19 protein-coding genes are annotated in these 22,044 nt (G+C 65.6%); 9 read left to right on the top strand and 10 right to left on the bottom strand.

Translation table 11 applies throughout. From position 1 onward, the window contains the following. Positions 1–81: 81 nt before the first annotated feature. The 7 genes from GA0061098_RS23185 to GA0061098_RS23160 all read right to left on the bottom strand — a co-directional run bounded on the left by GA0061098_RS23185 (position 82) and on the right by GA0061098_RS23160 (position 6,580). Positions 82–708 (bottom strand): methyltransferase family protein, encoded by a 627-nt coding sequence (locus GA0061098_RS23185; RefSeq protein ID WP_091961596.1) that lies wholly within the window; start codon positions 706–708, stop codon positions 82–84. Positions 709–735: 27 nt separating this feature from the next. Further along, positions 736–1,767: an NAD-dependent epimerase/dehydratase family protein gene (locus GA0061098_RS23180; protein ID WP_091961593.1), complete on the bottom strand. Its 1,032-nt coding sequence runs from the start codon at positions 1,765–1,767 to the stop codon at positions 736–738. Positions 1,768–1,795: 28 nt separating this feature from the next. Then, the gene (locus GA0061098_RS23175; protein WP_165637545.1) at positions 1,796–2,314 is read right to left on the bottom strand and encodes an Mpo1 family 2-hydroxy fatty acid dioxygenase; all 519 of its coding nucleotides are present in this window, start codon (positions 2,312–2,314) and stop codon (positions 1,796–1,798) included. Positions 2,315–2,487: 173 nt separating this feature from the next. Further along, positions 2,488–3,159: an OmpA family protein gene (locus GA0061098_RS45135; RefSeq protein WP_165637544.1), complete on the bottom strand. Its 672-nt coding sequence runs from the start codon at positions 3,157–3,159 to the stop codon at positions 2,488–2,490. After that, positions 3,159–3,575: a hypothetical protein gene (locus GA0061098_RS45130; protein WP_028145495.1), complete on the bottom strand. Its 417-nt coding sequence runs from the start codon at positions 3,573–3,575 to the stop codon at positions 3,159–3,161. Before GA0061098_RS45130 ends, GA0061098_RS45135 begins: the two co-directional genes overlap by 1 nt. Positions 3,576–3,663: 88 nt before the next feature. After that, positions 3,664–3,951 (bottom strand): type II toxin-antitoxin system HicB family antitoxin, encoded by a 288-nt coding sequence (locus GA0061098_RS23165; protein WP_091961584.1) that lies wholly within the window; start codon positions 3,949–3,951, stop codon positions 3,664–3,666. A gap of 10 nt (positions 3,952–3,961) precedes the next feature. Continuing rightward, positions 3,962–6,580: an ATP-dependent helicase gene (locus GA0061098_RS23160; RefSeq protein WP_091961581.1), complete on the bottom strand. Its 2,619-nt coding sequence runs from the start codon at positions 6,578–6,580 to the stop codon at positions 3,962–3,964. Between the two features lie 237 nt (positions 6,581–6,817). Here GA0061098_RS23160 and GA0061098_RS23155 point away from each other — a divergent pair, with 237 nt between their 5' ends. After that, positions 6,818–6,991 (top strand): DUF1328 domain-containing protein, encoded by a 174-nt coding sequence (locus GA0061098_RS23155; RefSeq protein ID WP_018319670.1) that lies wholly within the window; start codon positions 6,818–6,820, stop codon positions 6,989–6,991. Positions 6,992–7,007: 16 nt separating this feature from the next. Here GA0061098_RS23155 and GA0061098_RS23150 read toward each other — a convergent pair whose 3' ends face one another. Beyond that, complete coding sequence (locus tag GA0061098_RS23150) at positions 7,008–7,514, bottom strand: thioesterase family protein (protein ID WP_091961578.1); 507 nt, start codon at positions 7,512–7,514, stop codon at positions 7,008–7,010. 84 nt (positions 7,515–7,598) lie between these two features. Between GA0061098_RS23150 and GA0061098_RS23145 the strand changes: the two genes are divergently transcribed. From GA0061098_RS23145 to GA0061098_RS23135, 3 genes are all read left to right on the top strand, one after another. Beyond that, entirely contained in the window at positions 7,599–9,023 is a 1,425-nt protein-coding gene (locus GA0061098_RS23145) for an FAD-binding oxidoreductase (protein WP_091961913.1), read from the top strand. Positions 9,024–9,156: 133 nt separating this feature from the next. Then, positions 9,157–10,443 carry a Spy/CpxP family protein refolding chaperone gene (locus tag GA0061098_RS23140; protein ID WP_091961575.1) on the top strand — a complete coding sequence of 429 codons (1,287 nt, stop codon included), beginning with the start codon at positions 9,157–9,159 and terminating at the stop codon, positions 10,441–10,443. A 33-nt stretch (positions 10,444–10,476) separates the two neighbouring features. After that, complete coding sequence (locus GA0061098_RS23135) at positions 10,477–10,848, top strand: hypothetical protein (protein ID WP_028145489.1); 372 nt, start codon at positions 10,477–10,479, stop codon at positions 10,846–10,848. A gap of 52 nt (positions 10,849–10,900) precedes the next feature. Here GA0061098_RS23135 and GA0061098_RS23130 read toward each other — a convergent pair whose 3' ends face one another. Continuing rightward, entirely contained in the window at positions 10,901–12,379 is a 1,479-nt protein-coding gene (locus GA0061098_RS23130; protein WP_091961572.1) for a caspase family protein, read from the bottom strand. Positions 12,380–12,806: 427 nt separating this feature from the next. Between GA0061098_RS23130 and GA0061098_RS23125 the strand changes: the two genes are divergently transcribed. The 3 genes from GA0061098_RS23125 to GA0061098_RS23115 are packed head-to-tail and all read left to right on the top strand — an operon-like array spanning position 12,807 to position 16,702. Continuing rightward, positions 12,807–13,838: a TRAP transporter substrate-binding protein gene (locus GA0061098_RS23125; RefSeq protein ID WP_091961569.1), complete on the top strand. Its 1,032-nt coding sequence runs from the start codon at positions 12,807–12,809 to the stop codon at positions 13,836–13,838. Next, positions 13,838–15,712 carry a TRAP transporter large permease gene (locus GA0061098_RS23120; RefSeq protein ID WP_245323494.1) on the top strand — a complete coding sequence of 625 codons (1,875 nt, stop codon included), beginning with the start codon at positions 13,838–13,840 and terminating at the stop codon, positions 15,710–15,712. Before GA0061098_RS23125 ends, GA0061098_RS23120 begins: the two co-directional genes overlap by 1 nt. 12 nt (positions 15,713–15,724) lie before the next feature. Beyond that, entirely contained in the window at positions 15,725–16,702 is a 978-nt protein-coding gene (locus tag GA0061098_RS23115; protein ID WP_091961566.1) for an NAD(P)-dependent oxidoreductase, read from the top strand. Between the two features lie 25 nt (positions 16,703–16,727). On the opposite strand, the gene GA0061098_RS23110 is transcribed toward GA0061098_RS23115, so the two are convergent. After that, a complete protein-coding gene (locus tag GA0061098_RS23110; protein WP_091961563.1) occupies positions 16,728–17,894 on the bottom strand; it encodes an ABC transporter substrate-binding protein in 1,167 nt (388 codons plus the stop codon). Positions 17,895–18,222: 328 nt separating this feature from the next. Between GA0061098_RS23110 and GA0061098_RS23105 the strand changes: the two genes are divergently transcribed. Both GA0061098_RS23105 and GA0061098_RS23100 read left to right on the top strand, forming a co-directional pair. Next, positions 18,223–20,613, top strand: a complete 2,391-nt coding sequence (locus GA0061098_RS23105; RefSeq protein ID WP_165637543.1) for a bifunctional diguanylate cyclase/phosphodiesterase — start codon at positions 18,223–18,225, stop codon at positions 20,611–20,613. A 102-nt stretch (positions 20,614–20,715) separates the two neighbouring features. Further along, positions 20,716–22,017, top strand: coding sequence for an MFS transporter (locus GA0061098_RS23100; RefSeq protein WP_091961907.1), 1,302 nt, complete (start codon positions 20,716–20,718; stop codon positions 22,015–22,017). Positions 22,018–22,044 lie beyond the last annotated feature (27 nt).

Here is a 22,044-nt window from a genome sequence, read left to right as displayed (position 1 = left end):
TATCTGGGTCCCGGCTCTGCGCAGCAGCGTTGCACGCTGCAGCGCGTCCGGGACACGAGAGGGACGCGAGCTGCTAAGCCCTCACCGCGGCGACAGGAACGGGATGATCATCGGCACGCGGCGGCAATAGGCGCCGTAGGCGTCTTCGCCGAGCTCCTTCGACAGGAACACCTCTTCCATTCGGCCCTTTTGCCACATGCCGAGCGAGATCAGGATCGCGCCGAGGATTGTGGTTACGAGGCCGATTGCGATGCCGGTGACGAGCATGCCGAAGATCAAGCCGGTGTAGATCGGGTGACGCACGATGCCGTAGGGGCCGGTGTCGATAACGCGGTGATCTTCTTTCTGGGTGATGGTGTTCGACCAGAATTTTCCGAGATGCAGCCGGCCCCACCAAGCGAAGGCGATGCCGGCGGCCGAGAGGACCGCGGCGATGTAGATGCCGGTGTTGCCGAGCACCCAAAGCGGCTTCCAGCCCAGGAGTTGTGCAACCCACGGGGTGTACAGGATGCCGCCGACCAGGATCGGCAGACGATAGCGCTGCGACTCCAGGGTCATGACCTGCTTCTTGGTCCGCCCCTGCCAGAACGAGGCGCCGACCCAGCTGGCGAGAAAGGCGAGCCAGACCAGGGCCAGGAGTTCGGTCGGCCAGGCCGTGGTCCAGCCACCCCAGGCGACCGAGAGAAGCTTGCTGAAATCGAAGGACATGAAGGTTCTTTGCGTTGGGCGGCGGCTTTAGCTCGCGCGCGAGGAGAGCGCGTGATGCTTGATGGCGCCGGAGGGCTGCTGGCCGTTGCGGGCGAGCAGATGGGTGATGGTTTCGCGCAGCACGGGCTCGATCGGACGCGGCGCGTAACCGAGCTCGGTGCGCGCCTTGCCGATCGAGAGGTCGCTCGCGGCGAGCGCAATGCGCACGCCCTCGGCGGTGCCGTTGGGCGGTCGGCGCGTGACACGATCGGCGAGGTATTCGAGCATGATGCCCGAGAGCTCGGCGACCTTGCCGGGCACGACGACCGGGAACTGCCGGCGGCCGCTCATCGCCGACATCATCCGCAGGATGTTGCCGAGCGGGACGCAGTCGCCGCCGAGGATGTAGCGCTGGCCGGTGCGGCCGCGCTCCATGGTCAGCACGAGGCCCATGGCAACGTCGCGGACATCGACGAGGTTGACCAGGAAGTTGAGATGCGGCTGCACTTTCTTTTGGAGGAAGTACCACAGCATCGCCGTCGGCGGTGTCAGATTGTGGTCGGCCGCACCGATCGGCATGGTCGGCGTGCCGATCACGAGCGGAAAGCCGCTGGCCGCGGCCTTCGCGGCATGATGCTCGGCGAGCGACTTCGAGCGCGTATAGGCACCCGGCATCGCGTCGGCCGGCTGCAGCGCCTCTTCGGCGGCAGCGCCTTTGAGGTCGGAATAGGGGAACAGGATCGATTCCGTCGAGCAGTGCAGGAAGCGCGAGACGCCGCGCTTCATTGCGGCCGCGAGCATGATTTCGGTGCCGCGACAGTTGACGTCGTGAAAGTCCTGCTTGTTGGCGACCCACATGCCGGGCAGGCCGGCGAGGTGATAGACCTGATCGACCCCGGCAATCGCAGTATCGACCGCGGCGCCATCGAGCACCGAGCCGTGGACGTATTCAACATCCGCGTTTGCCGCGGCAGGCGCGCGGACATCGAGAACGCGCACCCGCTGCCCACGGGCGCGGAGCGCTTCGACGAGGTGATGTCCGATGAAGCCACTGCCACCGGTAACCAGTACGAGAGCCATGCAGAAGGTTGCTGTTTCGCGTCTAGAGCTATCGGGTTGAAAGGGAATTGGTCGGAAGAGGCGCCAGAATCGCGGCAAGGTCGCGACGGAAGCCCAATGCAATGAATAATTTTGCCATCACGAACATCGGTCCAAGCAAAAGATGCGAAGGAAAAGTGAACAACGAGGCTTCGCGGCCCTCAAAAACCTTGTGGCCGATGGCCTGCGCGGCGAGGCCGAGCGCCACCAGCGCGGCGAAAATCGCCCACATCGTCGCGGTGCTGACTTGCGCCGCAACGGTCGTCGCAACCGAAAACAGCACGATCGAGACGGCCAGAATGCCGATCCCGAGCGCCACATCGAGCAGCAGCCAATACATCAGGACCGGCAAGGCCAGGATCACGGCGAGGCTGACATCGAAACCGAACAGCGGAAGCCTGACCAGCGTCAGCGGCATCACGGCGCCTGTGAACAACAGGAGAATACCGACCACATGCATCGCCGTGTTCCGTGGGTCGCGATGGTACTCGACATAAACGGCAAGTTGGCGCTGAAAATAGCCACCCATTTCGGTCTCATGCAGCACGGGGTCGGGGAAGGGCGAACAGAGGCTATAGCACTGGACCGGGCGGTGCACAAACCGGCGCTTTTGTCGCGTGAAACCGTATTTTGTGCGCCCCGGACAGGCTACAAAACGATCGGGACTTCAAGGGGTTCCGTCGGATGCGAAGCTGCGTTCGCTCAGCGCTTCTTGGCGGGCTTTTTCGCCGCAGGCGCAGACGCCGCAGCCGGATGCGCAGGCGCGTCCTCGGGTACCTTGGCGTAGGTCAGGATTTGCAACTGGCCGTTGACGGTCGAGGTCGGCTTGGCCCGGTCGAGAAATTGCTCCTCGCCGAGGCCGATCGGATGCAGCCGCTTGGTCGAGATCTTGAACGTGTTCACCAGCACGTCGCGGATCGCGTCGGCGCGGCGCTGGCTCAGGATCGCGTTGGCCTCGCGCGTCTTCGAGTTGGATTCGACGTGGCCGACGATCAGGAACGTGTAGGGCAGCAGCGAGGAATGAACCAGCGCGTCCGCGATGCGGCCGACGGTCTGGTAGGAGGTCGGCTGGATGATCGGCGTGTCGGCATCGAACTGGATCTGCGCGTTGAAGGCCGGCAGCTTGGCGAGGTCAGGCGCGATCGGCGGCCGGTTCACCGGACCCGGATCGTTCTTGATCCTGGCCTTGGCGCGCTCCATCACCTGCTGCTTCAGCGCGGGAAAGTCGACCTCGGCGGCCTCTTCGAAATGGTTGAGCTTGCTGACGATGTCGTCGCGGGTCGGTGCCGCCGTCTGGGCGACGGCAGTGCTCGCGAGCAAAGCGAGACCGAGCGCGACTGCAGTTCCGGCAATGAAAAGCCTGCTCGCGCGCATCAGCGGTACCCCGCGTCGTCGACGGCTTTCAGGCAGTTGTTGCTGATGCCCTTGGGCGTCGAAACCAGGCAGGGGATCGACTTGCTGGTCTCCTTGGTCGAGCCGCCGCAGACCTTGACGATCTCGCGCTGGCAGGCGTTCGCCACCGTGACACGCGCGGCGACGCGCTTCTGGATGGCGTCGAACGCGCCGAGATAGTCGCTCGCGCACTGCTGGGACAGCACGTCGCGATTGCGCGACAGGCACTCCTTCAGGCGGGTCGAATCCGGGTTGACGCCGCGGCAATTGGCGACGATTTCCGCACCGCAACTCTTGGCCAGCAGCCCGATCGAATCGCCAAAGCTCATGGTCTCCGCCGCCGCAAGCGACGGCATCCCCAATGCCAGCAAGATCAGTGTGATGGAGCCCCGGACCATGGCTGCATCTGATACGGGGAAGTTCGGGCGGGTCAAGGGCTGTTCGGACGAGAACTGTCGAAGGCCCGGCGAGTGCGGCGAACAGTCCTCACTCGTCGGCGTCTTCACGGGGCGGCCATTCGATCAGGGCGACCGTGTGTTTCCTGAGGTCGTCGGCGAACTCAGGCTCGGCCTTGAGCTCGTCCAATGTTCTGGGCGGAGGAAGCTGCCGGCCGTCCGCGATCAGCTCCTGCGCATAGAAGGCGAGTGCCTCGGGTGCACTCTCCAGGGCCTCGTCGACGTCATCACCGCCGGAAATGCAGCCGGGCAGGTCGGGAAACCATAGGCTGACAGCGTCGGGATCGGTGTCTTCGATGATGGCAACATACGGAGCCATATCGGGGCGCTCACGCCCGCTGCACAAAGCTGTCCACGACCTTCTTCTCGCCGGCCTTGTCGAAGGCGATGGTGAGCTTGTTGCCGTCGATCTTGGTGACGCGGCCGTAGCCGAATTTCTGGTGGAAGACGCGATCGGACAACGAGAATTCCGAGGTGGTGCCGGTCGATTTGGCGACCAGCTCGCCCTCGATCGTCAGGGGACCGCGGCGGCGTGAGGAGAAGCTGCCGAAGTCGGGGCCTGATGACGAGGAGGATGAGAACGACGAGGCCTGTTCCTCGAAGCCACCGCCACCGCCGCCGGTACGGCCGCCGCCCCGGTTGCGGTTGGCCTGGGCACGCTGCCAGCCCGGCGTCGAATAGGTGGAGCCGAACGCCTCCATGTCGTCGAAGCGCGAGGCGCCGTAGCCGCCGGTGCCGCCCCAGGCCGAGCCGCCCTTGGATTCGGTGATCTCGACATTGGCCGCCGGCAATTCGTCGAGGAAGCGCGACGGGATCGTGGTCGACCAGGTGCCGTGGATCCGGCGGTTGGTGGCGAAATAGATCATCGCGCGGCGGCGGGCGCGGGTCAGGCCGACATGGCCGAGCCGACGCTCCTCTTCGAGGCCGGCGCGGCCCTGTTCGTCCAGCGTGCGCTGGCTCGGGAACAGGCCTTCCTCCCAGCCCGGCAGGAACACGTTGTCGAATTCGAGCCCCTTGGCCGAGTGCAACGTCATCAGCGACACCGCGTCTTCGTCGGCGCCGCTGTCGCGGTCCATCACCAGCGAGATGTGTTCGAGGAACCCTTGCAGGTTCTCGAATTCCTCCATCGAGCGCACCAGCTCCTTCAGGTTTTCGAGCCGGCCCGCGGCGTCCGCCGAGCGGTCCTTCTGCCACATCTCGGTATAGCCGCTCTCGTCGAGCACGATCTGGGCGAGGTCGGTGTGCGCGGTGACCTCGCGCTGGGCGCGCCAGCGGTCGAACTGGGCGACGACCTCGCGAAGCGAGCCGCGCGCCTTCGGCTTCAGCTCATCAGTCTCGACCACCGCGCGGGCCGCCTCGAACAAGGGAATGCGGCGCTTGCGGGCGTGGTCGTGCAGCATCTGCACGGTGGCATCGCCGAGGCCGCGCTTGGGCACGTTGACGATGCGCTCGAAGGCGAGATCGTCGGCCGGCGAATTGATGACGCGCAGATAAGCCAGCGCGTCGCGGATTTCGGCGCGCTCGTAGAAGCGTGGGCCGCCGATAACGCGATAGGGCAGGCCGAGCGTGACGAAGCGGTCTTCGAATTCGCGCATCTGATAGGAGGCGCGCACCAGGATCGCGATCTCGTTGAGCTTTTCGCCGCGGCGCTGGATCTGCTCGATCTCCTCGCCGATGCCGCGGGCTTCCTCTTCCGAATCCCACGAGCCCGTGACCGTGACCTTCTCGCCGTCCTGGTCCTCGGTGCGCAGCGTCTTGCCGAGCCGGCCTTCATTGTGCGCGATCAGATGCGATGCGGCGGCGAGGATGTGGCCGGTCGAGCGATAGTTGCGCTCCAGGCGAATGACCTTGGCGCCGGGAAAATCGTGGTCGAAGCGCAGGATGTTGTCGACCTCGGCGCCGCGCCAGCCATAGATCGACTGGTCGTCGTCGCCGACGCAGCAGATGTTTTTGGTTGGGGCATTGGGCGCAGCCGCGATCGCCGCTTGCTCGGTCATTCCGGGATGCGCCGAAGGCGCAGACCCGGAATCTAGAGCTGAGGACTCATCTCGAGATTGTCCGACGCGCAATTGCGCGTCGTAGTTCGCGTCTTCGACGCGCCCCGGAACGACGGCTTTGGTCGCCGACGGCGCCTGCGACAGCAGCCGCAGCCACAGATATTGCGCGACGTTGGTGTCCTGATATTCGTCGACCAGAATATATTTGAAACGCTGCTGGTACTGCCTGAGGATATCCGGGTGCTCGCGGAAGATGCGGATGTTCTCCAGCAACAGATCGCCGAAATCGGCCGCGTTCAGAATCTTCAGCCGCTCCTGATAGCTCGCATAGAGCTTGCCGCCTTTGCCGTTGGCGAACATGGCGGCTTCGCCGGAGGGCACCTGCGACGGCATCAGGCCGCGGTTCTTCCAGCCATCGATCAGGCCGGCGAGCATGCGTGCCGGCCAGCGCTTGTCGTCGATGTTGTCGGCCTGCAGCAGCTGCTTCAGCAGCCGCACCTGGTCGTCGACATCGAGCACGGTGAAATTCGACTTGAGCTGCGCCAGCTCGGCATGGACGCGGAGGATGCGGCCGCCGATGGAGTGGAAGGTGCCGAGCCACGGCATGCCCTCGACGGCGTGGCCGAGCATCTGGCCGAGCCGGTGCTTCATCTCGCGCGCCGCCTTGTTGGTGAAGGTCACCGACAGGATCTCGGCGGGGCGGGCGCGGCCCTGGCTCAGGATGTGGGCGATACGCGTCGTCAGCACGCGCGTCTTGCCGGTGCCGGCGCCGGCCAGCACCAGGACCGGGCCGTCCAGCGTCTCCACGGCCTCGCGCTGCTCCGGATTGAGCCCGGACAGATATTTCGGGCCCACCGAGGCGCGCGCACGCGCGGCAATGCCGCCGGCTGCGGGCTGGTGGTCGGGGACGTTCTGGGACGTGATCTTGCTCGGCTCGGTCATGCGAATCATGGGCCCCACGATGGCACCGCGGGGTGGCGGAAGGGAGCCTTCTAACAGGGATTGGTGCCTATATGGGGCGGCGGAACGAGGTTTTCCACGTGCGGGGCACGTCAATTTGTTCCAGCGGTCCTCGCGAATTTCCACCCTGTCCGGGCCGGAACCATCGTTCCCGCCTCGAGATTGTCTGGACAGGTGGCGCGGCCAGCCGCGCCAGACGTAGACAGACATCAAGACGAGGGTTTGACCATGCTTGGCTGGGTTGTGACGTTTCTGGTTATCGCACTGATCGCCGGCATCCTGGGCTTCGGCGGCATCGCCGGCGCTTCGATCGAGATCGCCAAGATCATCTTCTTCATCGCGGTCGTTCTGTTCCTGGTCTCGGCCGTGGTCGGCCTGGCCCGCGGCCGCAACAGGGTATAGGCCGCCGGATCACGCGCTACCGCTTCGAGGGCATCGCCACGTTCCGGCCGATGCCCTCGGGGCGCGAGACCGCGCTGTGGGCCTTTGTGACCGCAGCGATGCGCTCGCTTATATCCGGCGGAAAAGGCGCAACCTTGCGCGAGCTCATGTCCATGTGAAGCGATATGTTCTCGGAAGTCGCCGACAGCCAGCCCTCGGTTGCGTGCCGCATCTCCTCGAACGTGTGCAGCCGCTTGTTGTCGGCCTCCAGCAGCCAGACCAGGATCTGCACGGGATCGCCGAGGTGGATCTCGCGCAAGTAACGCACATGGCATTCGGCAGTGAAGGTCGAACCGCCTCGCTCCTTCATGTAAGTCGGCCCGATGCCGAGCTCGGCCCAGAGCTGGTCGATCGCGCGGTCGAACATCACGTTGTAATAGGCCATGTTGAGATGGCCGTTATAGTCGATCCATTGCGGCTCGATCTGCATGATCGAGGCGCGGAACGGCTCGGCTTTGGGCGCTGAGGCGGCAGTCTCCGGCATGTTTCCTTCCAGCTATGCGTCCGGTCGCTTGACTTGACCGGTTTTATATCCTTTGCCACGGTTCTTCTGTCGGGAGGAATGTCCGTGGGTACCACCATCACCAATAATCCGCCGCGGCCGGAGCCGAAAGCCCTCGCGAGCGCGCTGGAGCAGCTTGCCGCACGCTTCGGTAACCGCCTCATCACCTCGCAGGCCGTGCGCGAGCAGCATGGCCATACCACCACCTGGATCCCGAACCAGCCGCCTGATGGCGTGGTGATGGCGCAGGAGACCGCCGACATCCAGGACGTGGTGCGGATCTGCGCTAAAAATCGCGTCCCCGTCATTCCCTTCGGCACCGGCACCTCGCTCGAGGGCCAGGTCAACGCGCCGGCCGGCGGTATCTCGATCGACCTGCGCGACATGAACAAGGTGCTCGCGGTGCACGCCGAGGACCTCGACTGCGTGATCCAGCCCGGCGTGACCCGCAAGGCGCTGAACGAGCATCTGCGCGACCAGGGCCTGTTCTTCCCGATCGATCCCGGCGCGGACGCCTCGCTCGGCGGCATGGCCTCGACCCGTGCCTCCGGCACCAATGCCGTGCGCTATGGCACCATGCGCGACAGCGTGCTGGCGCTGAAGGTGGTGCGCGGTGACGGCGAGATCATCACCACCGGCACGCGCGCCAAGAAATCATCCGCCGGCTACGACCTCACCCATCTGTTCGTCGGCGCCGAAGGCACGCTCGGCATCATCTCGGAATTGACCATCCGTCTGCGCGGCATCCCCGAGACGATCGCGGCCGGTGCGGTGTCGTTCGAGAGCGTGCACGGGGCCTGTCAGGCCGTGATCCTGGCGATCCAGACCGGCATTCCCGTGGCGCGCATCGAGCTGCTCAACGCCGCGCAGGTGCAGGCTTGCAACGCCTATTCGAAGCTGACGCTGCCGGAGACGCCGCTGCTGCTGATGGAATTCCACGGCAGCGAGATCGAGGTTGCCGAGCAGTCCAAGGCGTTCGGTGAGATTGCGAGGGATTGCGGCGGCGGCGAATTCTCCTGGACCACCAAGCCGGAGGACCGCACGAAACTGTGGCAGGCGCGGCACGATGCCTATTGGTCCGTGAAGGCGCTGCGGCCCGGTGATAGCATCGGCGTGGTCGCGACCGACGTCTGCGTGCCGATCTCGCGGCTCGCCGATTGCGTCAGCGAGACCGAGGAAGATCTCAAGCGGCTCAACCTGCTGTCGCCGATTGTCGGCCATGTCGGCGACGGTAATTTCCATTGCTCGCTGGTCTGCGACACCAAGGATGCCGCCGAGATGGCGCGCGGCGAAGAGTTCATGCATCGCCTGGTCGAGCGCGCGCAGGCGATGGACGGCACCTGCACCGGCGAGCACGGCATCGGCCAGGGCAAGCAGAAATACCTCCAGGCAGAGCTCGGCCCCGAGGCGCTCGATGCGATGCGGGCACTGAAGAAGGCACTCGATCCGCTCAACATCTTCAATCCCGGCAAGATTGTGCCGGAGGCGTAGGCCTTCGGCACAACAAAGCCGCCGCAAGGCCGATGCCGTCCACCGGTCGGGGCGGGAACTTTCGGCAATCCTGTCGGTTCCAATTCCCGCCAAGTTCCGATGCCTCAATGGCGCGGCTCTGCGGGAGGATGCGATGGTGCGACCGGTCATTGGAATTGCCGCGATGGCGCTTGCCTGCATGCTGGCGGGCGCGGCTATGGCCAAGGGCGGCCATGGGGGCGGCCATGGAGGCGGGCACGGCGGTGGCCATCACGGCGGCGGACATTTCCGTGGCCACGGCGGTGGACATGGGCATGCCGGCGGGCATCATCGCGGCATGCGGTTCACGTCCGGGGTCCGACGCGGCGGGCCCAACTTCGGTCAGATCCGCAATGCGGCGATCCGCCCCGCGAGCTTCCGCAACGCCCTGAACACCAGCGCATTCCGGAATGGCCGGCTGATCAGCAATCCGGCAGCGCGTACACAGATCGTGGCAGCGGCCGCATTGGCCGGCTGGAGCGGCGCAAGCAGCGGATGGTGGCAGCATGCGGGCGGCGGCTATGGCTGGGTCGGGCCGCTGTTCTGGCCGTTCGCCTATAACGACCTTTACGATTACACGATCTGGGGCGACGGGCTCGGCTTCTGGGGTTACGGTTACCCCGACATCTATGCAGGCATTTTCGGCCCCTATGGCTATGATCGCCTGTCGGCCTATCTGCCGCAGCAACCGCAGGGACGACGACGGGCGCGTAGCGCACCGCTCGATCAGCTCTGCGGCAGTGACCGCCGTGCCATCGCCGGACTACCGATCGATCAGATCGCATCCGCGGTGCAGCCGACAGATGCGCAGGGCGCCGCTCTCGATGCGCTCGGCAATGCCTCAGTCGACGCGGCAGCGCTGATCCGCACATCCTGTCCGACGCAGGCCGCAGCGACGGCGCCCGGCCGGCTCGCAGCGATGCAGCAGCGCATCGAGGCGATGCAGAAGGCCGTCGAGCTGGTCCAGCCCGCGCTCGACCAATTCTATGGCTCGCTGAACGACGAGCAGAAGGCGCGCTTCAATGCGCTGGCCGAGGATCAGCGTCGTGCGACGGCATCGAACAATGCGAGGGAAGCGTCGGTGCAGTCTTGCAATGTGACCGCCGCGTTCGATTGGCCCGGTGCTGTGATCGATGAGCGGCTTCGTCCGAGCGACACCCAGCGCGCGGCGCTCCAGGTGCTCCAGGATACAAGCGGCAAGGTCAGCGCATCGCTCAAGGCGGGCTGCGAGCCCAATGACGTGATGACACCGCCGGCACGCATGGCCACAATCCGCAAACGGCTCGATGCGATGCTGGACGGGATCAAGTCGGTGCGCGCGGCGCTCGATGATTTCTACGCCACGCTCAACGACGAGCAGAAGGCGCAGTTCGAGGCGATCGGGCCGCGCCGCACGTCCTGAACGGTGCAAGCCATAAAGGCCAGGGGTGGGGCAATGAAGTGGTTCGCAAGGCGGCAGCCGGCCGACATCTGGGATGAGCCGATCCAGGGACCGATCGGCGATATCGACGCGGCGGAGCGCATTCGTAACATCTGCGAGGCTGCGAGAGCGGGCGCGGAGGCTGTCGGAGGCTCCGCACAGGCTGATAAGCGCGAACGTGAGCGCTTTGAACGTGCAGCCCGCGTCGCGATGGAAATTGCGATGAAGATCGCAGACGATCTGATGCGCGACGATGCGGTCCGCCGCATCGTCGACCTCTGCGTGAAGGCAAATGATATCAAGACGGCGCAGATCCTGTTTCGCGCGATCCAGGCGGGCTGGATCCGGGAGGCCGTCCAACACGACTATCCAGCGCTGGCGCAGTAGATCCGGCTCGCGCGTCGGGCGCGAGCCAGATCAATGTCTATGCTGGACAGTCTCAGTATCTGCGGTAGTCGCCGCGATAATGGTCGCCGCCGCGGCCGCCCATTCCAATGCCGATCCCGATACCGACGCCGATGCCTTGCATAACGGCGGCTGGCGGCGGCCCCGGGGGCGGCGCGCGCTCGTAGACCACTTCCTCAGGCGGCGGCCGGCGCTTCGGCGGTGTCTCGACCACCTTGCGCTTGGGCGGGGTGTCGTCGACGCGCTTCTTGATCACGGGCGCGACGCTCGGATTGACGGGCGTTGCCGGGCTCGACGGCGTCGAGCACGGGCACGTCGGCGCCATCGCGACGGCGACCGGGGCAGGGCTCGCGGCGGCGGCGGCGACAGGCAGGCCGTAGTTGCGGTTCTGGACGCGGAGCAGCAGCCTGCGCGCGGTTGCCGCTAGATCGCTGTTGTCCCAGTTCGCAAGATAAGCCTCGAACGAGGCGCGGGTGTTGATCGCAGTTGCGCGTTCCCAGGCCAGCATCTGGCGTCGCCGTTCCAGCACCGTGCGCAAGCGCGGCGTGCGGGTGTCCTGAGCGTACAGCTCGATATAGGCCTGATACGCCGGCACCGTGTCGTCGGTGATGACGAGTTCATAGGCGACCATGGCCGGCTTGCCTTGCAAGTCCCTGCGCCAATCCTCGACGCTGCGCGTGCCGCTGGCGAGCGCCATCGAGGACGCGCCCGGCATGGCCGGCTGGCTGCCGCTGCTCTCGCCGAAGAACTTGAAGTCAGTCGTCAGCGAGGAGCTTTCCCAGGGGATCTGCCGTCCGTCGGTCGATTGCGCGACGGCGACGCGGATGCGCTTGAACACTTCCTCGATCGGCAAATTGGGCTGCTTGGCAACGGTCAGCGCCGCCGTGGTGTAGGGGCTGTCGATGCCGCTGCCGTCCTCGGCCTCGGCGCCGGGGGAGGTCGAGTAGGAGATGAAGGAGCCCGGCGCGCCGGCCTTGGTGTCGACGATCGCAAGCCCGTGGCCGGCGCCGCTGAGCGCCGGGAACGGATTGTTGCGACAGGCATCGAGCATGAAGATGCGCGCCCGCGTCGGCAGCGCGCCGAGCGTGTTGAGCATGTCGTTCAGCCGCACGCCCTGAAGCGGAATATCGGCCTCGCGCTTGGGATCGAGATCGACCGGCACCAGGTAGTTCTCGCCGTCGATCTGCAGGCCATGGCCGGCATAGAACACCAGTGCCACCGTGTCGGCGCCGCTGGCGCTGACCTTGCCGGCGAAATCCGAGATCGCCGCGCGCATCTCGTTCTGCGCCAGGTTGGCGGCCGTGGTGACGCTGAAGCCGGCATTGCCGAGCAGCTCCGTCATGCCCTTGGCGTCGTTGGCGGCGTTGGGCAGCTCGGGCACGGTACGATAGGCGGATTGGCCGATCACCAGCGCGAGCCGCGCTTCGGCCGCGGCTTCCGTCGGTGTCATCAACTGTGCGAGCGCGAGAAAACCGGATGCAAGAAGCAAATTGGGAAAGGCTGGACGGCGCATGGTGTCACCTCCATCGGCAATACGTGCGATGATGTCACTTTTTCTAGGGGGCCGCCATGCGTCTGTCTGTGCACTGGATCACGCTCGGTGTGCGGCAAAATGGGGCAGAATGTCCGCCGGAGCCTGAAGGGCATCGTTCTGGGCTCATCCATGTGAATTGCGCATTGATCCATGCTCCAATTGGATCGATGCCGGGCCCACGCGAAAGCGCCCTCGCGCAGATGAGGCCACAAGCCGATCCTCGTCGCAAATCCCGGGAATCATAGTCGTTTCGGAGCGCTCACGGACTGACGGAACGCGCCGCGGGCGCGCTCTGCGGCGGCCGACCGCCACGCTTGCCTGCGCCGTCGCTTTGGCCATACAGTCCGCGCAACAGGCCACGGCAACGACCGCGGCGAACAAAAAATAATGTGGGAGAGACCGCACCATGACCATCGTGCCCGTGAACCGTCGCGCGTTCATCAAGTCATCGGCGGCGGTCACCGCCGGCCTCGTGCTCTCCCCCGCCATCATCGGCCGCGCCGAAGCCGCGACGCTCAAGCTGAAATGCTCCTCCTCGCTGCCGAACGATCCCAAGTTCGCCAACGGCCGCGTCTATTACGACAACCTCGTCAAGAATTTGAAGGGCAACGGGCTCGGTGAGCAAATCGAGGTCGCGTTCTTCCCCGACAACCAACTCGGCCAGGAGATCGACGTCATCAACTCGGTGAAGCTCGGCGTCATCGATCTCATGGTGTCAGGCTCCTCGATCTCGGCCAATCTGGTGCCGCTGGTCGGCACCTACGATCTCGGCTTTCTGTTCTCCAGCTTCCCGCAGCAGACCAAGGCGTTCGATGCCGGCGCTGCCAAGCCGATCGAAGACGCCCTGCTCAAGGGCGGCAACATCCGCATCATCGCCTGGGCCTATAATTTCGGCTCGCGCAGCGTACTGGCGAAGAAGCCGGTGAAAACGCCGGAAGATCTCGCCGGGCTCAAGATCAGGACGCTGCCAAACCCAGTCATCACGGAATGCCTGCGGCTGATGGGCGCCGCCGCGACGCCGCTGGCCTTCGGCGAGATCTACACGGCGTTGCAGGCCGGCGTGCTTGACGGCCTTGAGCACGATCCGCCGACGATCCTGGCCAGCAAGTTCTTCGAGACAGCCAAATTCTACGCCCTGACGCAGCATAATTTTTCGCCGCTTGCGATCTATTTCAGCGACATGACCTACAACCGCATGGACCCGAAGCTGCGCGAGGGCTTTCTCGATGCCGCGAAGAAGGCCGCGGCCGACACGCGTGCCCATGGGCTTGCGGTCGAGAAGGAGGCGCTGGCGGCCTTGACCGAGAAGGGCGTGACGGTTGCCGAATGCGACCGCGAGGCCTTCAAGAAGCGGGTCGCGCCGCAGATCGAGAACTTCATCAAGACCCGTCCGGAGTCCAAGGCCGTCATCGACATCATCCGCGCGACACAAGCCTGATGGCCAGGTCTGAGATGGTGGTGACAGCCGCCGTGCCCGTTTCGGCCGGCCGCCACGGCAGCATCGCCCTGTTGCTTCGGCTCAGCGATGCGATCGCGGCCATCCTGCTCGCCGCCGATCTCGTGGTGGTCTGCGTTTCGGTGCTGCTGCGTTTCTTCTTCAACGCGCCTGTCGAATGGTCCGACGACGTCGCACGCGGATTGATGGTCGGCTCGGCTTTCTTCGGCGCCGCGAGCGCGCTCGCGCGCGGCGAGAATGTCGGTGTCTCCTTCTTCCGCGATCTCCTGCCGCTGCGCCTGCGCGCGCTGGTCGATGCCGCCGGCGCGCTGCTGGTCGTGCTGATCTCCGGCTACGTCGCCTACAACGCCATCAAGCTGGGTTCGCTCACCGCAGGCCAGACCACCGGCTCCGGCCTGCCGTTGGAGCTGACCTTCTATCCGATGGGCGTCGGCGCGCTGTTCATGACGGTGTTCGCGATCGACCATCTCTGCGCGAGGCCGCTTCCCGACATCGTCAGGGGGCTCGTTGCGATCATCGTCGTCACCGGGCTCTATCTTGCCTGGGATTATCTGTCGCCATCCTCGGTGCCGTCGGCCGGCACCTTGATGCTGATCGGCTTCTTTGTGACGCTGTTCGGCGGCTTGCCGATCGGCTTTGCGCTGGCGCTCGCCGCGCTGATCTTCATCTGGGTCGAGGGCGCGCTGCCCGGCGTCATCTTCGCCCAGCAGATGGCGCGTGGCATCGACAATTTCGTGCTGCTTGCGATCCCGTTCTTCATCCTCGTCGGCTATCTCATGGAAGCCAACGGCATGTCGGTGCGCCTGATCGAGCTGTTGCAGCGCGCGGTGGGCCGCATGCGCGGCGGGCTGAACGTCGTGATGGTGGCGTCGATGGTGCTGTTCTCGGGCATCTCGGGCTCGAAGATGGCCGATGTCGCCGCGGTCGGCTCGGTCTTGATCCCGGCGGCGCGCCGCTCGAAGCAGAACCCCGGCGGCGCGGTGGCGCTGCTGGCGGCGTCCGCGGTGATGGCGGAGACCATCCCGCCCTGCATCAACCTCATCATTCTGGGCTTTGTGGCCAATTTGTCGATCGGCGGCCTGTTCGTCGCCGGGCTTTTGCCGTCGGCGCTGATGGCGCTGGTGCTGATTGCGGTGTCCATCATCTTCGGCAAGCGGCCGGACAAGGTGGAGGACGTCGAGCCGCAGATGCCGGTGTCGGGGCTGTGGAGCGGCGCGATCGCCTCGTTCGGCCTGATCTTCATGATCTTCTTCGGCTTCAAGAGCGGCTTTGCCACGGCGACGGAGATATCGGCCTTTGCCGTGGCCTATGCGCTCGTGGTCGGCAGCGTGGTGTTCCGCGAGCTCAGCTTCAAATCGGCCGCGCACAGCTTCGTGCAGGCGGCGACGCGCGCCGGTCTCGTTCTGTTCATCGTCGCCGCCGCGCAGTCGCTGGCGTTTACACTGACCTTGCAGCAGGTGCCGCATGCGGTCGGCGATTTCATGCTGGGTTTGTCCAAGACTTCTGGCGTCTGGCTGTTCATCCTGCTCGCGATCGCCGTGCTGATCGTGATGGGCTCGGTGCTGGAGGGCGCGGCCGCGCTGATCATCTTCGGGCCGCTGCTGTTGCCGGTCGCGGTGCAGCTCGGCGTCGATCCCCTGCATTTCGGCGTCGTGCTGGTCATCGCCATGGGCATCGGCCTGTTCGCGCCGCCGCTCGGGCTCGGGCTCTACGGCGCCTGCCTGATCGGCAACGTGCCGATCGAGCAGACGGTGAAACCGATCATGGGCTATCTCGGCCTGTTGTTCCTCTGCCTGCTCGTCATCGCCTTCGTGCCATGGCTGAGCACCGCGCTGCCGCGGGCTTTCGGTTACTGAAGGAGTTTTGTCGTGAAGGTTCTGCTCGCTCACACACCGGAGATGCGGCGCAATTACTATGGCGATCGCAGCCTGAGCGGCCTGCGCGCGGCCGCCGAGGTGATCCTGCACGAGAGCGATGAAACCTTGGACGCTGCGGGGCTCGTGCGCGCTGCGCAAGATGCCGACATCATCGTCGCCGATCGCATGACCGAAGGGCGCGGCGAGATCTTTGCGCAATTGCCGCGCCTGCGGGCCTTCGTCCGCTGTGCCGTCGACATCCGTAACGTCAATGTGGAAGCGGCCTCAAACGCCGGCGTGCTCGTGACCCGCGCCGGGCCCGGCTTCGCGCAGGCGGTCGCTGAGCTCGCACTCGGCTTCATGGTTGATCTCTCCCGCGGCGTCTCGCGGGCGACGGCGGACTACCAGGCCGGCCGCAAGGTCGAAGCGCGGATGGGCCGCCAACTCGCCGGCAGCAAAATCGGCATCATCGGCTACGGCAGCATCGGCCGCTATCTCGCCGAGGTCGCAAAAGTGCTGCGCATGGAGGTGCTGGTCGCCGATCCCTTCGCAGTCGTCAGCGATACTGGGATCCGGCAGGTCGGTCTCGACGAGCTTCTCGCCGCGTCGGACTATGTCGTCTGCCTCGCGATCGCCAACGAGCAGACCGAGAATTTGATCGGCGAAGCGGCGCTGGGGCGCATGCAGAAGCACGCGGTTTTCGTCAATCTCTCGCGCGGCAATCTCGTCGACGAGGCAGCATTGGCGCGCGCGTTGCTGGAGCATCGCATCGCGGGCGCGGCGATGGATGTCGGCCGCGCGCCCGACCAGATGCCGACGCCGGAGCTGGCGAAGCTTCCCAACGTCATCGCGACGCCGCATGTCGGTGGGCTGACGCCGCAGGCGATCGAATATCAGTCGCTGGAAACGGTTCGGCAGGTCGAGGCAATCGTCAAGGGCGCGATCCCGCCGGGTGCCGTCAATGCCGAGCGCTGGACGCGGCGGCCGTGAAGCGGCCATTTGCGGGAAGCCGGTCCTAGAGCCGGTCCACCGCCTTGAACGTCCCATCCTTCTGGATCACCGTCAAAAACACCTTCGGCGGCGTGTCGATCATGCGCAGGCCGACGGTGACGATGCTGCCGCTGATGTCGAAGCGGCCGACATCGTTGATGGCGCGGAGCAGGCTCGCGCGCGTCGGGTTCGGTCCGGCCTTCTCCAGCGCCGCGGCCGCGAGGCGACCGGAGAGATAGCCTTCCAGCGACACGAAGTCCGGTGTCAGCGTCGGATCGAACGCCTTCTGCGCCGCCTGGTAGTCGGCGACGAGCTTGAGCGAGCGATCCCATGGAAACGGCACGACCTGCGAGACGATGACGCCTTCACCGTCGGGACCGAGCTCCCGGGCCAGCGCATTGGCGCTGACGAAGGAGACGTTGACGAAGGTCGGATGGAAGCCGCTGCGGTGCGCGAGCTTGATGAACTCTGCGCAGGGCCCATAGGTTCCGACCATCACGATGGCCTCGGGTTCGGCGCGCTTGATCACCCGCCAGGCCGCGGTGACCGCGCGGGTGTTGCGCTCGAACGTGCCTTCGGCGGCAAGCTCGAGGCCGCGCTTGGCGAGCGCGCGCTTGACGCCAACCAGACCGTCGCGGCCGAAGGAATCGTCCTGGTAGAAGATGCCGATGCGGGTGAAGTGGCGATCCTCGGTGAGGTGCTTGATCCACGCCTCGGCCTCCGCACCATAGCTCGCGCGGATGTTGACGACGTTGGCAAGCTCGAGGTCGCGCAGGAATTCGGCGCCGCTGAACGGGCCGATGAAGGGGATGTTCCTGGCGCTGGTGATCGGAATTGTCGCCATCGCGGTCGGCGTACCCACCGCGCCGATCAGCGCGAACACCTTGTCGTCCTCGATCAGGTGCAGCGTCTGCGCCACCGAACGGTCGGGGTCGTAGCCGTCGTCGCGGCTGATGAGCTGGAGCTTGCGGCCGTGGACCCCGCCCTTGGCGTTGATCTCGGTGAATGCCGCGACGATGCCTTGCCGCATTCGCTGCCCGAGCGCGGAGGAGGGACCTTCCAGCGCGGCGGCCTGGCCGAACAGGATCGCATCCTCGCTGACGCCGGCTTCGTCGGCTCTCGCCGCAAGCATGGTCGTGGCGAGGAGCGCGACGGTCAGGACGAGGGATGTCGCTGATCGAAATCGATACATCGGGGAAGTCTTGCCGAATGATGGGGGGAGCCTCGCGCAACATATTCCCGCGAGCCTGAACAGCTCGCTAACCGGCGACGTGTCGGCAGCCCGTATTACTCCGGGCAAAACCGGCAACTTGTTTCCACAATGCCGGATCATTCGGGCACTTCGTTAACTAATTCACGCGTTGCGGAATGGAGGGGTTCCGAAATTGTGCAGTTCTTAACCGCGGTCTTGTTCCGATAGCGGCGCCGGCACCTCAACCAGAGGTTCGGTTCGTCGGGGACAGGGGGACGGCGGCTTCAAGATGGGCGATCGCGATCAGAACGATCAGGATCGGAGGCGTATGACCGGATGGTGGCGTGCTGCGCCGCTGCTCGGGCTGTATCGCCCTGCGCTCGTCGCGGTCGGCGTCGGTCTTCTGTTTTCGGTCGTGGGCGCGGCCGCCGTGGCGCGGTGGGAGGATCGGGTCAACAGGATCGAGTTCGAGAACGCGGCCGAAACCGAAGCGATCGTCATGCAGAACGGCATGGGCGAGTACATCTCCCGGCTCGTCGCGTTGCGCACGCTGTTCGAATCGACCAACGACGAGGTCACCCGCAGCGAGTTCGAGACCTTCAGCGCCCGCCTGTTCGAGCGCCATCCCGGCATGCTGCGCATCGCCTGGCTGCCGCGCGTCAACCGCAAGGAACGCGCCGAATACGAGACCGCGGCGATCGCGGACGGCGTGTCCGGCTATCGCATCAAGTCGCTCCAGAGCGAGGGCTTTGCCACGGCGCCGCAGACCGATGAGTATTTTCCGGTGTTCTACTCGACCCAGCCGAAGACCTCAGCGGTCTACGGCATGGATTACGCCACCGTGCCGGAGCGCCGCGCGGTGCTGGAGCGGGCGCGCGACAATGACAAGGTCGTAGCCATTCGCACGCGCCTGTTCGAGCCGAAGGAGGGCGGCCGGCTGCCCGACGTCCTCGTTGCCGTTCCCGTCTACGCCAAGGGGACGTCGCGCGAGACGGTCGCGGATCGGCGCCGCAATCTGGCCGGCTTCGTGGTCGGCATCTTCGACATGCCGCTGCTGATCCAGGCCATTCGCGTCACGACCGGGGCAAGCCCCGCGGTCAGCATGAACGTCTACCCGCCCTTCACGGCGCAGATCGTCAGCCTGGAGCAGATGCTGCCGGATTATTCCTCGGCGGCCACGGCGCCGCAGTCGATGCGGGACGTCGCGCGGGCGCTGCACTGGGCGGGCAGCCTCAAGATCGGCGATACCGATTGGCAGGTGCGGGCGGTTCCAACCGCGGGCGGCCCGCTGGAGACGACTTACGATCGCGCGGGCGCCGTGCTGATCGTCGGCTTGCTGCTGACGCTGTCTCTGTCGACCTATCTCATCCTCGCGAGCCGCAATTCGCGGCGGCTGTCGCTGGCGAACCGGCGAGTGCTCGAGCTCGCCCAGACCGACATCCTGACCGGACTGCCGAACCGCGCCTTCTTCCTCACCCGGCTCGACGAGATGAACAGCCAGCTGAGCGTGCGGGGCCTGCCTTTCTCGATCCTGATGCTCGACCTCGACCGCTTCAAGAACGTCAACGACTCCCTCGGTCACGGCGCCGGCGATGCGCTGCTGCGCCAGGTGGCGCAGCGGCTTAAATCCGCCGTGCGCGCCAACGACGTGCTGGCGCGCCTCGGCGGCGACGAGTTCGCCATCATCCAGGAAACCGGCGAGGATCAGCGCGCCTGCTCGACCGAGCTGGCGGCGCGGATTGCCAAGCTCTTGACCGAACCGTTCCTGCTGCCCGGTCATCGCGTCGAGATCGGCACCAGCATCGGCATCGCCATCGCGCCGGATCACGGCAGCGATCAGGAGCAATTGCTGAAGAAGGCCGACCTTGCGCTCTATCGTTCGAAATCGGCAGGCCGCAACTGCTTCACCATCTACGACGAGGCGATGTCGGCCGAGCTGGAGGCCCGCAACACCCTGGAGGGGGATCTGCGCGATGCCATCGCGCGGTGCCAGCTGGAGGTGCACTACCAGCCGTTCGTCGACGCACTCAGCGGCGCACGGCGCGGCTTCGAGGCGCTGGTGCGCTGGCGGCATCCGACACGCGGCCTGATCCCTCCGGACCAGTTCATTTCGCTTGCGGAGGAGACCGGGCTGATCGTGCCGCTCGGCGAATTCGTGCTGCGGCGCGCCTGCGCGGATGCGGCCGGCTGGCCATCGGATCTCGCGGTCGCCGTCAACCTGTCGCCGATCCAGTTCAAGGAGGCCCGGCTGTTCGAGGTGATCTGCGCGGCGCTCGCCGATTCCGGCCTGCCGCCCCAGCGGCTGGAGATCGAGATCACGGAATCCGTGCTGCTGGAGCGCGGCGGCGAGAACCACGCCTTCATGCAGCGGCTGAAGCAGCTCGGCGTCGAGCTCGCGCTCGACGATTTCGGCACCGGCTATTCCTCGCTCAGCTATCTGACGGCGTTCCCGTTCGACAAGATCAAGATCGACAAGTCGTTCATCCGCAACCTCACCCAGCAGCCGCGCAGCTCCGCCATCATTTCCTCGATCGTGACGCTGGCGCGTGGGCTGGACATGTCGGTCACCGCCGAGGGCGTCGAGACCCGCGAGGAGTACGAGCGGCTGAAGGCGCTCGGCGTCAATTTCGCGCAAGGCTATCTGTTCGGCCGCCCGCAGCCGATCGAGCGGATCCTGTTCGACGCGCCGGCCAAACCCTCACGGCGCGACGCCGCCTGAGATCGCCCCGACGCATCTCGCTCAAGGGGCATGCGTGAAAAGCGCTTGACCCGGACATCTCCAGATGGTCCGAAAGACCGTCCAGGGATGAAACATACAAACATGCGGCTTCCGTTCTTCTACGGCTGGGTCGTGGTCGCCGTGACCTTCGTCACCATGGCCATTGGCGTCAACGCGCGCACCGCCTTTTCACTGTTCTTTCCTCCCATCGTCTCCGAATTCGGCTGGGAGCGCGGCGTCACCGCGGGCGCCTTCTCCTTCGGCTTCGTGGTGTCGGGCGTGGTCAGCCCGCTGATCGGCCGCCTGATGGACCGCGCCGGCCCGCGCGCGGTGATGGAGCTCGGTGTCGTGCTGATGGGGGGCGGATTGCTGCTTGCGCCACTCACCAGCGCGCCCTGGCATCTCTATGTCACCATCGGCGTCATGGTCGGCGCCGGCTCGGTGTGTCTCGGCTATTCCGGCCAGTCGCTGTTCCTGCCGAACTGGTTCATCCGCAAGCGCGGCTTCGCCATCGGCATCGCTTTCGCCGGCGTCGGCATCGGCTCGGTGACGTTGCTGCCCTGGGTGCAGCACATGATCGAGCAGACCGGCTGGCGCACCGCCTGCACCGCGATGGGCCTGCTCATCCTGGTCGTGCTGGCGCCGGTCAATCTGCTGCTGCACAAGCGCCCGCAGGACATCGGCCTCGAGCCGGACGGCGATGCCGTCCCGGCCGCAGGCGCGGCCGAACCGATCTCCAATGTCGTCGATCCCGTCTGGGTCGGGACCGATTGGACGCTGAAGCGTGCCGTCGCGACCGCGCGGTTCTGGTGGATCGCGCTCGGCTATTTCTGCGGCCTGTACATCTGGTACGCGGTGCAAGTGCACCAGACCAAATTCCTGCTCGACATCGGCTTCAGTCCCGGTGTCGCGGTGTGGGCGCTCGGCATCGTCAGCCTACTCGGCATTCCCGGCCAGATACTGCTCGGCCATGTCTCCGACCGGATCGGGCGGGAATGGGTGTGGGCCATCAGTTGTGCAGGCTTTGTGATCTGCTTTGCGGCGCTGATGGCGCTGAAGTTCCAGCCGTCGCTATGGCTGGTCTACGTGATGGTGTTCACGCAAGGCGCGCTCGGTTACGGCCTCACCTCGATCATGGGCGCGGTGGTGTTCGAGATTTTCCAGGGCAAGCATCAGGGCAGCATCTTCGGCACGATCATGCTGGCGGCGTTGGCCGGCGGTGCGGCCGGACCGTGGGTGACCGGCTTCCTCTACGATCGCACCGGCGACTACACGCTCGCCTTCGCCATCGCGATGATCGTGAGCGCCTTGTCGGCGCTCTCGATCTGGCAGGCCGCGCCGCGGAAGGTGCGGGCCGTCGCCGGCCGGCTGCACAAGCTCCAGGCTGGAACTGGCGCGGATTAGGTTCCGCACGCATCAACATACCGTCGT

Origin of the sequence: Bradyrhizobium shewense, from assembly GCF_900094605.1 — a bacterium.
In the GTDB taxonomy this organism is placed as follows: domain Bacteria; phylum Pseudomonadota; class Alphaproteobacteria; order Rhizobiales; family Xanthobacteraceae; genus Bradyrhizobium; species Bradyrhizobium shewense.
The sequence above is the reverse complement of the archived record's forward strand: the minus strand, read 5'-3'. Positions and strand labels throughout refer to the sequence as shown.

Excerpts from the sequence above, each read along its gene's own strand:
- GA0061098_RS23185 (WP_091961596.1), bottom strand. The coding sequence starts at position 708 with ATGTCCTTCGATTTCAGCAAGCTTCTCTCGGTCGCCTGGGGTGGCTGG.
- GA0061098_RS23180 (WP_091961593.1), bottom strand. The coding sequence starts at position 1,767 with ATGGCTCTCGTACTGGTTACCGGTGGCAGTGGCTTCATCGGACATCAC.
- GA0061098_RS23175 (WP_165637545.1), bottom strand. The coding sequence starts at position 2,314 with ATGGGTGGCTATTTTCAGCGCCAACTTGCCGTTTATGTCGAGTACCAT.
- GA0061098_RS45135 (WP_165637544.1), bottom strand. The coding sequence starts at position 3,159 with ATGCGCGCGAGCAGGCTTTTCATTGCCGGAACTGCAGTCGCGCTCGGT.
- GA0061098_RS45130 (WP_028145495.1), bottom strand. The coding sequence starts at position 3,575 with ATGGTCCGGGGCTCCATCACACTGATCTTGCTGGCATTGGGGATGCCG.
- GA0061098_RS23165 (WP_091961584.1), bottom strand. The coding sequence starts at position 3,951 with ATGGCTCCGTATGTTGCCATCATCGAAGACACCGATCCCGACGCTGTC.
- GA0061098_RS23160 (WP_091961581.1), bottom strand. The coding sequence starts at position 6,580 with ATGATTCGCATGACCGAGCCGAGCAAGATCACGTCCCAGAACGTCCCC.
- GA0061098_RS23155 (WP_018319670.1), top strand. The coding sequence starts at position 6,818 with ATGCTTGGCTGGGTTGTGACGTTTCTGGTTATCGCACTGATCGCCGGC.
- GA0061098_RS23150 (WP_091961578.1), bottom strand. The coding sequence starts at position 7,514 with ATGCCGGAGACTGCCGCCTCAGCGCCCAAAGCCGAGCCGTTCCGCGCC.
- GA0061098_RS23140 (WP_091961575.1), top strand. The coding sequence starts at position 9,157 with ATGGTGCGACCGGTCATTGGAATTGCCGCGATGGCGCTTGCCTGCATG.
- GA0061098_RS23135 (WP_028145489.1), top strand. The coding sequence starts at position 10,477 with ATGAAGTGGTTCGCAAGGCGGCAGCCGGCCGACATCTGGGATGAGCCG.
- GA0061098_RS23130 (WP_091961572.1), bottom strand. The coding sequence starts at position 12,379 with ATGCGCCGTCCAGCCTTTCCCAATTTGCTTCTTGCATCCGGTTTTCTC.
- GA0061098_RS23125 (WP_091961569.1), top strand. The coding sequence starts at position 12,807 with ATGACCATCGTGCCCGTGAACCGTCGCGCGTTCATCAAGTCATCGGCG.
- GA0061098_RS23120 (WP_245323494.1), top strand. The coding sequence starts at position 13,838 with ATGGCCAGGTCTGAGATGGTGGTGACAGCCGCCGTGCCCGTTTCGGCC.
- GA0061098_RS23110 (WP_091961563.1), bottom strand. The coding sequence starts at position 17,894 with ATGTATCGATTTCGATCAGCGACATCCCTCGTCCTGACCGTCGCGCTC.
- GA0061098_RS23105 (WP_165637543.1), top strand. The coding sequence starts at position 18,223 with ATGACCGGATGGTGGCGTGCTGCGCCGCTGCTCGGGCTGTATCGCCCT.
- GA0061098_RS23100 (WP_091961907.1), top strand. The coding sequence starts at position 20,716 with ATGCGGCTTCCGTTCTTCTACGGCTGGGTCGTGGTCGCCGTGACCTTC.